The 13,757-nt window shown below is 70.4% G+C and carries 9 protein-coding genes, 2 tRNA genes and 1 pseudogene; all 12 read left to right on the forward strand.

The window, feature by feature from the left end; translation table 11 throughout:
• Positions 1 to 214: hypothetical protein (locus L2I40_RS08820; protein ID WP_237214536.1), on the forward strand; the 214-nt coding region annotated here is incomplete at its 5' end.
• A 123-nt stretch (positions 215 to 337) separates the two neighbouring features.
• On the forward strand, positions 338 to 1,054 hold the full coding sequence (locus L2I40_RS08825; RefSeq protein ID WP_237214537.1) for a hypothetical protein: 717 nt from the start codon (positions 338 to 340) through the stop codon (positions 1,052 to 1,054).
• A gap of 91 nt (positions 1,055 to 1,145) precedes the next feature.
• Entirely contained in the window at positions 1,146 to 3,530 is a 2,385-nt protein-coding gene (locus tag L2I40_RS08830; RefSeq protein WP_237214538.1) for a 1-deoxy-D-xylulose-5-phosphate synthase N-terminal domain-containing protein, read from the forward strand.
• A gap of 69 nt (positions 3,531 to 3,599) precedes the next feature.
• Positions 3,600 to 3,680: transfer RNA gene (locus L2I40_RS08835), tRNA-Leu, on the forward strand.
• A gap of 332 nt (positions 3,681 to 4,012) precedes the next feature.
• Positions 4,013 to 5,350 carry a trigger factor gene (tig, locus tag L2I40_RS08840; protein WP_237214539.1) on the forward strand — a complete coding sequence of 446 codons (1,338 nt, stop codon included), beginning with the start codon at positions 4,013 to 4,015 and terminating at the stop codon, positions 5,348 to 5,350.
• Positions 5,351 to 5,626: 276 nt separating this feature from the next.
• On the forward strand, positions 5,627 to 6,274 hold the full coding sequence (clpP, locus tag L2I40_RS08845) for an ATP-dependent Clp endopeptidase proteolytic subunit ClpP (RefSeq protein ID WP_456305736.1): 648 nt from the start codon (positions 5,627 to 5,629) through the stop codon (positions 6,272 to 6,274).
• 205 nt (positions 6,275 to 6,479) lie between these two features.
• On the forward strand, positions 6,480 to 7,736 hold the full coding sequence (gene clpX / locus L2I40_RS08850) for an ATP-dependent Clp protease ATP-binding subunit ClpX (protein ID WP_237214540.1): 1,257 nt from the start codon (positions 6,480 to 6,482) through the stop codon (positions 7,734 to 7,736).
• 194 nt (positions 7,737 to 7,930) lie between these two features.
• Complete coding sequence (lon, locus tag L2I40_RS08855; protein ID WP_237214541.1) at positions 7,931 to 10,351, forward strand: endopeptidase La; 2,421 nt, start codon at positions 7,931 to 7,933, stop codon at positions 10,349 to 10,351.
• A gap of 280 nt (positions 10,352 to 10,631) precedes the next feature.
• Positions 10,632 to 10,904, forward strand: coding sequence for an HU family DNA-binding protein (locus L2I40_RS08860; RefSeq protein ID WP_237214542.1), 273 nt, complete (start codon positions 10,632 to 10,634; stop codon positions 10,902 to 10,904).
• Positions 10,905 to 11,034: 130 nt separating this feature from the next.
• Positions 11,035 to 11,106: transfer RNA gene (locus L2I40_RS08865), tRNA-Val, on the forward strand.
• A 79-nt stretch (positions 11,107 to 11,185) separates the two neighbouring features.
• On the forward strand, positions 11,186 to 12,808 hold the full coding sequence (locus L2I40_RS08870) for a ShlB/FhaC/HecB family hemolysin secretion/activation protein (RefSeq protein WP_237214543.1): 1,623 nt from the start codon (positions 11,186 to 11,188) through the stop codon (positions 12,806 to 12,808).
• Between the two features lie 11 nt (positions 12,809 to 12,819).
• Positions 12,820 to 13,757: pseudogene (locus L2I40_RS08875) on the forward strand (hypothetical protein); the annotation flags it as partial.

The raw sequence follows: 13,757 nt of genomic DNA on the forward strand, positions 1-13,757 counted from the left end.
GCGGGCGGCGGAGTCGCCGACGCCCGAGGGCCGCCGCTACGCCGCCGCTGTACGGCTCGGCGCGGCCCCGGAGTTCCGCTTCGTCGAGGCACCGGCGACCGAGGGCTGGCCGGCCCGCGCCTGGGTCTTCTGCGACCTGCTCGCGCGGCTCGAAGCGGTCGGGCGCGCGGCCTTCGCCCGCGCCTGCCAGGACCGCGTCACCGCGATGCGCTGAGGGCGGCACGGCCGCTTGTCGCTCGTCCAACTTCTGGTGGACGCGGCGATCGGTTGAACGTTAGCCTCCCGCACAGGTTGCATGTGCGGCGCAGTGCCGCCCGCAACGCGGGAGGATCGCAGCATGCCGGCGAAGAGCATTGTCGTCGCGACCAAGAACAACTTCTTCACCTATTTCCAGGTCGACGGGCAGACGGTCGCGTATCGGGAGCGGACCCAGATCTGGAATTCCGGCGGGATCTCGATCCAGGTCCAGGGCGACCTGCCACCGGCGGCGAATGCCGGCACCTACAACTCCTTCGGCAAGAAGCACCTGCTCACGACGGCGGGCGGCGACGCGACCAAGACCAACGACCGCAGTGCCCAGGGCAAGGCGATGCGGATGCTGACCAAGCGCATGAAGGTCGCCGACGGAGGGATCAACCCGACGGGCAAGCGCGAGCAGAAGCTCAAGGGGATCAAGGACGGGATCGGCGGCGATACGAAGAAGCGGCACCCGACCGCCGTCGGCCACTTCGAGCTGAAGGCCTATGGCGACCAGAAGACGAACAAGAACACGGTCATCCTGCTCGACACATTCGCCAACCTGGACGAAGTCGCCGCCTGCTTCGCCGAGGCGATCAACGACATCAAGGACTGGGCGACGAATCCGAGCCAGGACGTGGATGTCCTGCTCAACAAGGATTCGGTGATGACCGTCGAGACAGGGAAGCCGCCGGTCTACGCCAACGCCGTCGAGGTCTCGGTCTATTTCCAGCCCGGGGCGCCGGACATCTACCATGTCTACCATCTGGGCGACGCCTACGAGAGCATGGGGCTCATGAGCCTGTTCGGCAGCTGACGCGCCCCGTCTCCCGAACGAACCGCCCCCCGGCTTCGCCCCGCGCCGCCGCGTCCCTATCTTGCGGGGCGAGGCAGGGCGGAGACGGGCGATGACGGCGCAGCAGCCGATCCGGAAGCAGGTCACGGCGGACGAGCGCCTGCGCCTGCTGCGCCAGGTCGAGCGCAAGCTGCTCTGGCTCTCGGCCTGGATGATCCACCACGCCAACCACATCCGCCCGAATCGCGACGGGCTGAAGGTCGGCGGCCACCAGGCGAGCTGCGCCTCCGCCGTCTCGATCATGGCGGCGCTGTATTTCGAGGTGCTGCGGCCGCAGGACCGGGTGGCGGTGAAGCCGCATGCCGGCCCGGTCTTCCACGCCATCAACTACCTGCTCGGCCGGCAGTCGCGCGACAAGCTCGCCACGCTGCGCGAGTTCGGCGGCATCCAGCCCTACCCGTCGCGGGTGAAGGACGGGACGGAGGTGGATTTCTCGACCGGCTCCGTCGGCCTCGGCGTCGCGCTGACGACCTTCGGGAGCCTGGTGCAGGACTATGTCCACCTGCACGGCCTCGCGCGGCCCGACGTGCCCGCCGGGCGCCATGTCGCGATCGTCGGCGACGCCGAGCTCGACGAGGGCAACATCTACGAGGCGCTGCTCGAAGGCTGGAAGCACGACGTCCGTAACGTCTGGTGGGTGGTGGACTACAACCGCCAGAGCCTCGACAGCGTGGTGCCAGACCGGCTGTTCGGCCGGATCGAGGGGCTGTTCCGCGACATGGGCTGGAACGTCGCCACCCTCAAATACGGCCGCCGGCTGCAGGCGGCCTTCGCGCGGCCGGGCGGCGATGCGCTCAGGCGCTGGATCGACGACTGCCCGAACAGCCTCTACGCCGCGCTGACCTTCCAGGGCGGCGCCGCCTGGCGCAACGCGTTGCTCGCCGAGCTCGGGCGCGAGGGGGGCGTGCGCGCCATCATCGACCCGCTGACCGATGACGAGCTGGCCGCGCTGATGACCAATCTCGGCGGCCACGACATCGAGACGCTGACGGAAGCCTTCCGCGCGCAGGATGCGGCGGGCGACCAGCCGACCTGCTTCATCGCCTACACCATCAAGGGCATGGGCCTGCCCTTCGCCGGCCACAAGGACAACCATGCCGGCCTGATGACGAAGGAGCAGATGGCGGCCTTCAAGCAGGCGATGCGCATCCGCGACGGCCATGAATGGGACCGCTTCGAGGGCCTGGACGCGACCGAGGCGGAACTCGAGGCCTTCATCGCCGCCGCCTCCTTCGCCGCGCCGCTCGCGCCCGAGGGCCGCCGGCTGCGCGCGCCGGCGGTGCACGTCCCCGCCCAGCTGCCCGCGCCGCGCATCTCGCCCGGGCGCAAGGTCTCCACCCAGGCGGCCTTCGGCGACATCCTCGCCGAGATCGGCCGCGGCCATGGGGAGGCGGCGGAGCTTGCGGCCCGCATCGTCACCACGAGCCCCGACGTGACGGTCAGCACCAATCTCGGCCCCTGGGTGAACCGGCGCGGCATCTTCGACCGGCACAAGAAGAACGACGTCTTCCGCGACGCCAAGCTCGCCTCCGCGCAGCGCTGGGGCATGTCGCCGGAAGGCCAGCATGTCGAGCTCGGCATCGCCGAGCAGAACCTGTTCCTCGTGATGTCGGCGCTCGGCCTCAGCCATGACCTCTACGGCGCGCGGCTGCTGCCGGTCGGCACGGTCTACGACCCCTTCGTGAACCGCGGCCTCGATGCGCTGATCTATGGCTGCTACCAGGATGCGCGCTTCCTGCTGGTCTCGACGCCCTCCGGGCTGACGCTCGCCCCCGAGGGCGGCCAGCACCAGAGCGTCAACACGCCGCTGATCGGCATCGCGCAGGACCGGCTCGCGAGCTTCGAGCCGGCGCATGCGGACGAGCTCGCGGTGCTGATGCGCTTCGCCTTCGCGCACATGCAGAAGCCGGACGGATCGGCGGTGTGGCTGCGGCTGTCGACGCGCGGGCTGGCGCAGCCCGAGCGCGTCCTCGACGCGGCCGGCGTGATCGCCGGCGGCTACTGGGCCGTGCCGCCGGCGCCCGGCGCGCGCATCGCCATCGCCTACCAGGGGCCGGTTGCGCCCGAGGCGATGGAGGCCTTCGAGGCGCTGCGCGAGGAGGAGCCGGAGGCCGGCCTGCTCGCCGTCACCTCGCCCGACCGGCTGCATGCCGAATGGCTGGCTTCGCGTCGCGCGCGTCGCGCGGGCGGCGGCGGCCATCCCTGCACCATCGAGCGCCTGCTCGCGCCGCTCGCACCGGATGCGGCGCTGGTGACGGTGCTGGACGGGCATCCGGCGGCGCATGCCTGGATGGGCGCGGTGCGCGGCCAGCGGGTGGTGCCGCTCGGCGTGGACCGCTTCGGCCAGGCGGGCGACATCCCGGACCTCTATCGCGAATACGGCCTCGACGCCGATGCCATCCTGGATGCCTGCGCGGAGGCGCTGCTGCCCGGCTGACGTGGCAGCGCGCGCGGGCGATGCGCCCCCCTCGACCGGGGGCGTGAGATGCCGCATCTCTCTGCCTGCGCGGGCGTGGTGGAACGGTAGACACGCTGGATTTAGGTTCCAGTGGCGCAAGCCATGGGGGTTCAAGTCCCTCCGCCCGCACTGAGCATCCCGACGACGCCGCCTGCGGCGTCGCCGCGGGGGCCCGTTGTGCTGCCCGTTCTCGGGTCGCGGCTCATCCTGGCGCGGCAGAGCCGCGCCAGGGCCACGGGGGGCGGAAGGGCCGGCACGGGCGCGGCGGCCCTTGCGGGCCGCATCCTCCCGGCGTGGGCTGATCCTGACGGGGTGTCGCCTGTTGTCGGGGCGCGGCTGCCCCCGGACGGCATGTCGGGCCGGCGGGCATTGCCGCCGGGCGCGCGTGGCGCTAACGGGGCGGGCTTGATGCGTTTGGGCGGCGCCCGCCGGGGGGCCGCGACAGGGATTCCGAGGATCACATGCAGGTCACCGAGCTGCCCGCCGAAGGGCTGAAGAGGGCGTTCACGGTCGTCGTGCCGGCCGCGAGCCTGGCGGAGCGCCGTGATGCCCGCCTCAAGAAGCTCGGCGCCGAGCTCCGCCTGCCCGGCTTCCGCCCGGGCAAGGTGCCGCCCGCGGTCGTCAAGGCGCGCTACGGCCAGGCGGTGGCCGGCGAGGTGCTCGAGGAGAGCGTGAACGAGGCGACGCGCCAGGTCATCTCCGACCGCGGCCTGCGCCCTGCGCTGCAGCCGAAGATCGAGCTGGTGAACTACAGCGAGGGCGCCGACCTCGAATACAAGCTCGACCTCGAGCTGCTGCCCGAGATCCCGATGCCGGAGTTCGCGGGCATCGAGCTGACGCGGGAGAAGGCGACGCCGGGCGAGGCGCAGGTGGAGGAATTCCTCCAGACCATGCGCGAGCGGCTGGCCGGCGCCGAGGACGTGGCCGAGGCCCGCCCCGCGGCCAAGGGCGACATCCTGGTCTGCGACTTCGAGGGGCGCCTGAAGAAGGACGACGGCAGCCTCGACGAGCCGTTCAAGGGCGGCACGGCGAACGACATGCCGATCGAGGTGGCGGGGACCGGCTTCATCCCCGGCTTCACCGAGCAGCTCGAGGGCATGTCGGCCGGCGAGACCAAGGACATCGACGTGAGCTTCCCGGCCGAGTACGGCTCGGCCGAGCTCGCGGGCAAGGCGGCGGTGTTCAAGATCACCGCCAAGACGCTGCGCGAGAAGAAGCTGCCCGCGCTCGACGACGACTTCGCCAAGCGCCTTGGCGTCGAGGACGTCGCCGCGCTGAAGGCGCGCGTGACCGACAACCTGCAACGCGAATACGACGCGCTGGCGCGGATGAAGGTGAAGCGCGCGCTGCTCGACGCGCTCTCCGAGAAGGCGAGCTTCACCGTGCCGGAGGGCATGGTGGAGGCCGAGTTCGGCCAGATCTGGCAGCGCGTCGAGGCCGACATGAAGGCCGGCAAGCTCGACGAGGAGGACCAGGGCAAGGACGAGGCGACGCTGAAGGCCGAGTACCGCGCCATCGCGGAACGCCGCATCCGCCTCGGCCTGCTGCTGTCGGAGATCGGCCGCACCAACAACATCCAGGTCTCGAACGACGAGCTGGCCAATGCGATGCGCATGGAAGCCAGCCGCTACCCGGGCCAGGAGAAGCAGGTGCTGGAGTTCTTCCGCTCCAACCCGCAGGCGGTCGAGGGGCTGCGCGCGCCGATCTTCGAGGAGAAGGTGGTGGACTTCGTCCTCGAGCTGGCGAAGGTCACCGAGACGCCGGTGGAGCCGAAGGCGCTGACGGAGGCGGCGGGGTAGGGCCGCTCAGCGCTCTTCCGCCGAAACGGGCGCGGCTGCGGAGGGTGCGGCCCGAAAAGGGCCGCCGCGCCGCGACCGTCAGCGTCGCCGGGCGCGCCAAGTCTGCGGCGCGCCAGCGTCACGCCGCAGGCGTGCCTTCGGCACGACGCCGCCGGGGGCGGCGCCGGCGTTTGAGGCAACGAACGGCTCCGGGGGGTTTTCGGGTCGGGGCCGGCGGGCCACATTGGGCGGGAACTTTCGTGCCGCCCGGGAGTCCGGGCCAGCCAAGGACACCCCATGATTCGCGATCGCGACCCGGTCGAGGTCTACAACAACACCCTGGTGCCGATGGTGGTCGAGCAGACCGCCCGCGGCGAGCGTGCCTTCGACATCTACTCCCGCCTCCTGAAGGAGCGGATCATCTTCCTGACCGGGCCGATCTTCGACCAGGTCGCGAGCCTGGTCTGCGCCCAGCTGCTTTTCCTGGAGAGCGAGAACCCGAACAAGGACATCGCCTTCTACATCAACAGCCCGGGCGGCGTGGTGACGGCCGGCCTCGCGATGTACGACACGATGCAGTACATCCGCTCCCCGGTCTCGACGGTGTGCATCGGCATGGCGGCCTCGGCCGGCAGCCTGCTGCTGACGGCGGGCGAGAAGGGCAAGCGCTTCGCCCTCCCGAACAGCCAGGTGATGATCCACCAGCCCTCCGGCGGCGCGCAGGGCCAGGCCTCCGACATCGCGATCCAGGCGCGCGAGATCCTCAAGACCCGCGAGCGCCTGAACAAGATCTATGTCCACCACACGGGCCAGCCCCTCGAGGAGATCGAGGCCAAGATGGAGCGCGATACCTACATGTCCGCCCACGAGGCCTGCGAGTTCGGCCTGATCGACCAGGTGGTCGAGCAGCGCCCGATGCCGCCGGCCGAGGCACCCAAGGGCTGATCCCGACCGTACCGGGCCGGGTTCCCCCGGCCCTTCCCACGCTCGTTACGGCCAAGCCCCTTTGGCGGGGCGGGCCGGGCGGCGGTTCCGCTTTCCCCGGGGGCTCCCGGGGGCTATGGTCTCCCATGGCCGACCTCCCAGCCGGGGGGCGGGCACGACCTGACGCCACGGCCGCCGGCAGGCGGCCGGGGCTCCTGGAGCGCGCATGAGCAAGTCCGGCGACTCGAAGAACACCCTGTACTGCTCGTTCTGCGGCAAGTCGCAGCACGAGGTCCGGAAGCTCATCGCCGGGCCCACCGTGTTCATCTGCGACGAATGCGTCGAGTTGTGCATGGACATCATCCGCGAGGAGCACAAGACGCACCTCGTGAAGTCCCGCGACGGCGTGCCCACGCCGCGCGAGATTTGCAAGGTCCTCGATGATTACGTGATCGGCCAGGACCACGCGAAGCGCGTGCTCTCGGTGGCCGTGCACAACCACTACAAGCGCCTCGCCCATGCCGGAAAGTCGGGCGACGTCGAGATCGCGAAGAGCAACATCATGCTCATCGGGCCCACCGGCTCGGGCAAGACGCTGCTCGCCCAGACGCTGGCCCGAATCCTCGACGTGCCATTCACCATGGCGGATGCGACGACGTTGACCGAGGCCGGCTATGTCGGCGAGGACGTCGAGAACATCATCCTCAAGCTGCTCCAGGCGGCCGACTACAATGTCGAGCGGGCGCAGCGCGGCATCGTCTACATCGACGAGGTCGACAAGATCAGCCGCAAGTCGGACAACCCCTCCATCACCCGCGACGTGAGCGGGGAGGGCGTCCAGCAGGCGCTCCTCAAGATCATGGAGGGCACGGTCGCCTCGGTCCCGCCGCAGGGCGGGCGGAAGCATCCGCAGCAGGAATTCCTGCAGGTGGACACGACCAACATCCTGTTCATCTGCGGCGGCGCCTTCGCCGGCCTCGAGAAGATCATCGGCGCCCGCGGCAAGGGCTCGGGCATGGGCTTCGGCGCCGAGGTGCGCTCGCCGGATGACCGCCGCACCGGCGCCATCCTGCGCGAGGTGGAGCCCGAGGACCTGCTGAAGTTCGGCCTGATCCCCGAGTTCATCGGCCGCCTGCCGGTGGTCGCCACCCTCGAGGACCTGGACGAGAAGGCGCTGATCGAGATCCTCACCAAGCCGAAGAACGCGCTGGTCAAGCAGTACCAGCGGCTGTTCGAGATGGAGGGGGCGAAGCTCACCTTCACCGAGGACGCGATGCGCAGCGTCGCGACGCGGGCCATCCAGCGTCGGACCGGCGCGCGCGGCCTGCGCTCGATCATGGAGAGCATCCTGCTCGGCACCATGTTCGACCTGCCCGGCCTCGAGGATGTCGAGGAGGTCGTGGTCAACGGCGAAGTCGCCGAGGGCCGCGCCAGTCCGCTCTTCATCTACGGCGAGCGCAAGGCGGAGCAGGCGGCCGGCTAGCGCGCCTTGGAACCCCCATCCGCCACCCCGGAGCCACACCGGTCGGCCATGCGCCGGCTGGGTGCTTGCGGCGAGGGGGTGGGGGGGCCACTTTCCATGTCAGTCCCGTGGCGACGGGGCCGTGCCGAGAAAGCGGCAGGCTTGAGAGGCCTGCCGTGGGCGGCCCCGCGCCGATCGTCCCAAGCGAGGTCCTGATGGCGGCCAATACTCCCGAATCCCCCGTCGGCCGCGGCGAACTGCTCCCGGTTCTGCCGCTGCGCGACATCGTCGTCTTCCCCCACATGATCGTCCCCCTCTTCGTAGGCCGCGAGAAATCGGTCCGCGCGCTGGAGGCGGTGATGCGCGACGACAAGCAGATCCTGCTGGTCGCGCAGCGCAACGCCGCGCAGGACGATCCGGGGGTGGACGACCTCTACAAGGTCGGCACGGTCTCCACCGTGCTGCAGCTGCTGAAGCTGCCCGACGGCACCGTGAAGGTGCTGGTCGAGGGCGGCCGGCGCGCGAAGATCGACGCCTACAAGTCCACCGATCCCTATTTCGAGGCCTTCGCCGGCCCGATGGCCGAGGAGAAGGGCCCCGAGGGGCGCGAGCAGGAGGCGCTGGCGCGCAGCGTCGTCACGCAGTTCGAGAGCTACATCAAGCTCAACAAGAAGATCGCGCCCGAGGTCCTGGTCTCGATCAACCAGATCGAGGACGCGTCGAAGCTCGCCGACACGGTGGCGAGCCACCTGAACCTCAAGATCAGCGAGAAGCAGGAACTGCTGGAGACCGCCGGCGTCGGCCCGCGGCTCGAGCGCGTCTTCGCCCATATGGAGGGCGAGATCGGCGTGCTGCAGGTGGAGAAGCGCATCCGCAACCGCGTGAAGCGGCAGATGGAGAAGACGCAGCGCGAGTACTACCTGAACGAGCAGCTGAAGGCGATCCAGAAGGAGCTCGGCGAGGGCGAGGACGGCAAGGACGAGGCCGCCGAGCTCGAGGCCAAGATCAAGGCGACCAAGCTGTCGAAGGAGGCGCGCGAGAAGGCGATGGCGGAGCTGAAGAAGCTCCGCACCATGAGCCCGATGAGCGCCGAGGCGACGGTGGTGCGCAACTACCTCGACTGGATGCTGAGCATCCCGTGGAAGAAGAAGACGCGCATCCGCAACGACATCGTGGCGGCGGAGCAAGTGCTCGACGCCGACCACTACGGGCTCGAGAAGGTCAAGGAACGGATCATCGAGTACCTGGCGGTGCAGGCGCGCAGCCAGAAGATCCGTGGGCCGATCCTCTGCCTCGTCGGCCCGCCCGGCGTCGGCAAGACCTCGCTCGGCAAGTCCATCGCCAAGGCGACGGGCCGCAACTTCGTGCGCATGTCCTTGGGCGGCGTGCGGGACGAGGCGGAGGTGCGCGGCCACCGGCGGACCTACATCGGCTCCATGCCCGGCAAGGTCGTGCAGGGCATGAAGAAGGCGAAGTCGTCGAACCCGCTCTTCCTGCTGGATGAGATCGACAAGCTCGGCGCGGACTGGCGGGGCGACCCCTCGGCCGCGCTCCTCGAGGTGCTGGACCCCGAGCAGAACGGGACCTTCAACGACCACTACCTCGAGGTGGACTACGACCTGTCGGACGTGATGTTCGTCACCACGGCGAACTCGCTGCGCATGCCGCAGCCGCTGCTCGACCGCATGGAGATCATCCGCATCCCCGGCTACACCGAGGACGAGAAGGTCGAGATCGCCAAGCGCCACCTGATCCCGAAGGTCTCCGAGGCCAACGGGCTCAAGAAGGGTGAGTGGACGATCAGCGACGACGCGATCCGCGACATGGTGCGCTACCACACACGGGAAGCCGGCGTGCGCAACCTCGAGCGCGAGCTGTCGGGCGTCGCCCGCAAGGCGGTGCGCGAGATCGTCGCCAAGAAGGCGAAGAAGGTCGCGGTCAGCGTCAAGAACCTCGAGAAGTTCGCCGGCGTGCGGAAGTTCCGCTACGGCGAGGCAGAGGCGGAGGACATGGTGGGCGTGGTCACCGGCCTCGCCTGGACCGAGGTCGGCGGCGAGATCCTGACGATCGAGAGCGTGATGGTTCCGGGCAAGGGCGCGGTGAAGCACACCGGCAAGCTCGGCGACGTCATGCAGGAGAGCGTGAGCGCCGCGATGAGCTACGTCCGCTCGCGCGCGACGCAGTTCGGCGTCAAGCCGACGCTGTTCGAGAAGCGCGACATACATGTGCACGTGCCGGAGGGTGCGACGCCGAAGGACGGTCCGTCGGCAGGCATCGCGATGGCGACGTCGATCGTGTCGGTGCTGACCTCGATCCCCGTCCGCAAGGACGTCGCGATGACGGGCGAGATCACGCTGCGCGGCCGCGTGCTGCCGATCGGTGGGCTGAAGGAGAAGCTGCTGGCGGCGCTGCGCGCGGGCGTCACCACGGTCTTCATCCCGAAGGACAACGAGAAGGACCTGGCCGAGATTCCGGACAGCGTGAAGAAGGCGCTGACGATCATCGCGGTCAGCCATGTGGACGAGGTGATCGGCAAGGCGCTGGTGCGTCAGCCGGAGCCGATCACCTGGGAGGAGCCGGCGGAGACGCCGCCCGCGACAGCCGCCGGCGACGCCGCGGGCGTGCGCCCGCACTGACGTCGCGTCGCAGCGCGGCTTTCCGCAAGGGCGTCCGTCGCGAGGCGGGCGCCCTTTCGATTCGCGGCGCTGCACAAGGCGTTGCGAGGCGCCAGCCGCTGCATGCGGCGCGTTCCGCGGTGCGGCCGTTGCAAGCCTGTGGAAAATGGCGGTTATCCGCCAGAAATCGGCCCTCCGCACGTTGACGTGAGCGGAACGGCACGCCTAGTGTCCGCCAAGACGCGTCGGAGTCGGGCCGTCCGCTCCATCTCGTCTTGGGAGACCCTAGGGGGGTTAGGACATGAACAAGCAGGATCTGGTCGCGATCGTCGCCGAAGCGGGCGACATGCCGAAGTCGAAGGCGGGCGACGTGCTCGACGCGGTCTTCGAGGCGATCACCAAGTCGCTCAAGAAGAAGCAGGAAGTCCGCCTGGTCGGCTTCGGCACCTTCTCGACCTCGAAGCGGAAGGCCGGCAAGGGCCGCAACCCGCGCACGGGCGAGGAGATCAAGATCCCGGCCAGCACCACCGTCCGCTTCAAGGCCGGCAAGGGCCTGAAGGACGCGGTGAACTGAGGTTGCGCCGACCGGCATAGGCCGGTTGCGTCAGGGGGGCCGGTCCAGCGGGACCGGCCCTTCGTGTTTGCGGGCCTTGGCGTTTCCGGGCCTTGGCGTTGCGCGCGCGGCAGCGTAGGGCGGGGGACGCGGGCGCTTAGCTCAGTGGTAGAGCGGCGGTTTTACACACCGTTGGTCGGCGGTTCGAATCCGTCAGCGCCCATTCGCCTTCGCGACCCCGGATCGGCCGCCCAAATCGCGTTCACGCTTGTCATCCCGCATCCAGCGTCGGAAGGTTGTTCGTGAGCCGAAACCTCTCGACGCCGGATCGTGGAGACGGGACCACCCGCTCGGGGATCCTCGCAGCTTGCCTCCTCGTGCTCGCCGGGGCGACCGCGCTGCCGGGTGAGGCGCGCGCGCAATCCGCCGCCCTGGCGCCGCTCCTCCGGGCGGAGCTGGCGCCGGTCGAACTGCATGGGGTCACGCTTTACGAGCGCGATGCGCTGCTCGCCTATGCCGAGGGCGTTGCGCTGCAGGAGGGTGCTGCGGGCCTGCCCGCGATCGCCGCCGTCGTCGAGCGGCTCTACCACGAGGATGGCTGGTTCCTCGCGCGCGCCCGGGCCTTCCAGGATCCAGCCTCGGGGCGCCGCGGCATCGTGGTCGATGAGGGCGGCGTGCGCCGCCTCGAGGTCATCGGCGTCGCGCCGGCGATGGGCAACCGGATCGCGAGCTACCTGACCCCTGTCCTCGACGGCTCGCCGCTCGGCCTCGATGCGTATGAACGCGCACTGATGCTGGCGGGCGACCTGTCGGGGGTAGCGCTGCGCTCGGAATTCGTGCCGGATCCCGCCAGCGGCGAGTACCGGCTCGCGGTCCATGCGCAGCAGCGCCGCTCGGCCGTCGCCGCCCTGGTGGACAACGTGCCGCGCGCCAATGCGGTGGACGGCTTCGTCAGCGGCGAGGTCTATTCGCTGCTCACCCCTGGCGACATGGCGCGCGTCGTCGTCGGCGCCACCAGCCGCACCAATGCCAGCGAGGGCGGGTTCAACGGCGCGGTCTTCTACCGCGCTCCGATCGGCGACGACGGCCTCTATGCGGAGGCCTTCGCCTCCAACCTCGTCTATACGCGCGAATTCCCAGGCGCCACGGCGGAGCGCCGGCAGCAGCGCGGCGAGTTCTACGGCGCGCTGCTCGGCTATCCGCTGCGTCGGCGGATCGACGAATCGCTCTACGTGATGCTGGAGGCCGATCACCGCGCCATTGACGTGGACGGCAGCGACATCGGCGCCGACCGGTCGAGCGCGATCCGGCTTGCGGCCTACTACACCTCCTTCGACCGGCAGGCGCCGGCGTTCCGGCTCGGGCTGACGCTCTCGCTCGGCACTGCCTACAGCAGCTGGAATCCGAACGTCGACGACAGCTTCTGGCATCTGCGCGCGGTGGCCGGGACGGTGCTGCGGCTCGGCGACCCGGCGGCGGGCTACGCGCTGCGCCTCGAGGGCTATGCGAAGTATTCGCCGCGCTCGCTGCCGGAGACGGAGCGCCTCTATCTCGGCGACCGCGAGCGGATGCGCGGCTACGGTCTCGGCACCGCCACCGGCGACAGCGGCGCGATCGGCACCCTCGAGCTCAGCCGCCATATCCCCCTCGGCTGGCGCTTCGTCGAGGCGGTCACCCCCTCCGTCTTCCTCGACGCCGGGGCCGTGCGACGGAACGACGACTTCCCGATCACCCCGCCAAGCCAGACGCTGCCGCGAACGGTCGGTCGGTCGAGCCTCGGCCTTGCCTCGGCGGGCCTCGGCTGGAATGTCCGGCTCGCGCAAGGCTTCGCCGTCTCGGGCTGGGTCGGCGTGCCGCTGGTGGACGACGGCACCGACGTGCAGTTCAAGCCGGCCGCCTATCTGCGGCTGACCAAGGCGTGGTGAGGGAGAGGGCGATGCGCAGGGTCCTGCTCGGCACGCTGGTGCCCGCCGCGCTGCTGCTGGCGGCGCAGGAGGCAGCGGCGCAGGCGACGGCGCAGACGCGGAGCGCGGCCAACGGCAACCACTTCGGCTGGTGCCAGGGTGCGCACAACCCGCATGGCGGTGCCTGCGGGCTGGCCGTGCCGGTGAACCCGCTTGCGGTGACGGGCCAGCCGCAGCCGGCACGCGTGCCGGATTCCAACCAGCTGCCGCCGCAGCAACAGACGATCGTGGTGCCGACCCAGACGCCGCCGACGCTCGTATCGCCGGGGGGCGGGGGCGGGCCGCAGGTCGTGCCGCCCGGCGTCACGACGATCCCGCAGCCGCGCCCGCCGCAGCCGATCCTGGTGCCGCCATTGGCGGGCCAGACCGTGACGCCCGTCCCGGTGCCGCAGCCCGTGCCGATGATGGTGCCCGCGCAGGTGCCGCCGCCGCTCTCGGCGCCCGGAGGCGGCGCCGTGCCGCAGCTTGTGCCCGGCGGGGTCACGCAGATGCCGCAGCCGGTCGTCCCGCCGGTGATCGCCGTGCCGCCGCTGCCCGGGCAGGTCGTCCAGGGGCCCGTGGCCGTGCCGCAGACCCGGCCGCCGGTCGTCCAGACGTTGCCGCAGCCGCCGCTCGCGGTGCCGCCGGCCGCACAGGGCCCGGTGCGCGGCCCGACGCCTCAGGGACCTGCTGTCCTGCAATCGGGCACGGCGCAGCCGCTGGTCGCGCCGCCGGATCCAGGGCGGGTGCAGCCAGGGCAGGGGCAGTCCTCGCAGATGCCTCCATCCGGGTTGCGTCCGCAGGCGCCAGGCGTGCCGACCTTGCCACCGGGCCGGCAGCCGCTGCCGCAGGCCGTGCCCGTGGCGGTGCCGCCGGATCCGAGGCGGCCGCCCTCGCTGCAGGTGCCCCTCGCGCAGCCGCCGCTTGATCG

Origin of the sequence: Falsiroseomonas oryziterrae, assembly GCF_021864505.1 — a bacterium.
GTDB classification, from domain to species: domain Bacteria; phylum Pseudomonadota; class Alphaproteobacteria; order Acetobacterales; family Acetobacteraceae; genus Falsiroseomonas; species Falsiroseomonas oryziterrae.

Coding starts and splice junctions, on each gene's coding strand:
- L2I40_RS08825 (WP_237214537.1), top strand. CDS start 338: ATGCCGGCGAAGAGCATTGTCGTCGCGACCAAGAACAACTTCTTCACC.
- L2I40_RS08830 (WP_237214538.1), top strand. CDS start 1,146: ATGACGGCGCAGCAGCCGATCCGGAAGCAGGTCACGGCGGACGAGCGC.
- tig (WP_237214539.1), top strand. CDS start 4,013: ATGCAGGTCACCGAGCTGCCCGCCGAAGGGCTGAAGAGGGCGTTCACG.
- clpP (WP_456305736.1), top strand. CDS start 5,627: ATGATTCGCGATCGCGACCCGGTCGAGGTCTACAACAACACCCTGGTG.
- clpX (WP_237214540.1), top strand. CDS start 6,480: ATGAGCAAGTCCGGCGACTCGAAGAACACCCTGTACTGCTCGTTCTGC.
- lon (WP_237214541.1), top strand. CDS start 7,931: ATGGCGGCCAATACTCCCGAATCCCCCGTCGGCCGCGGCGAACTGCTC.
- L2I40_RS08860 (WP_237214542.1), top strand. CDS start 10,632: ATGAACAAGCAGGATCTGGTCGCGATCGTCGCCGAAGCGGGCGACATG.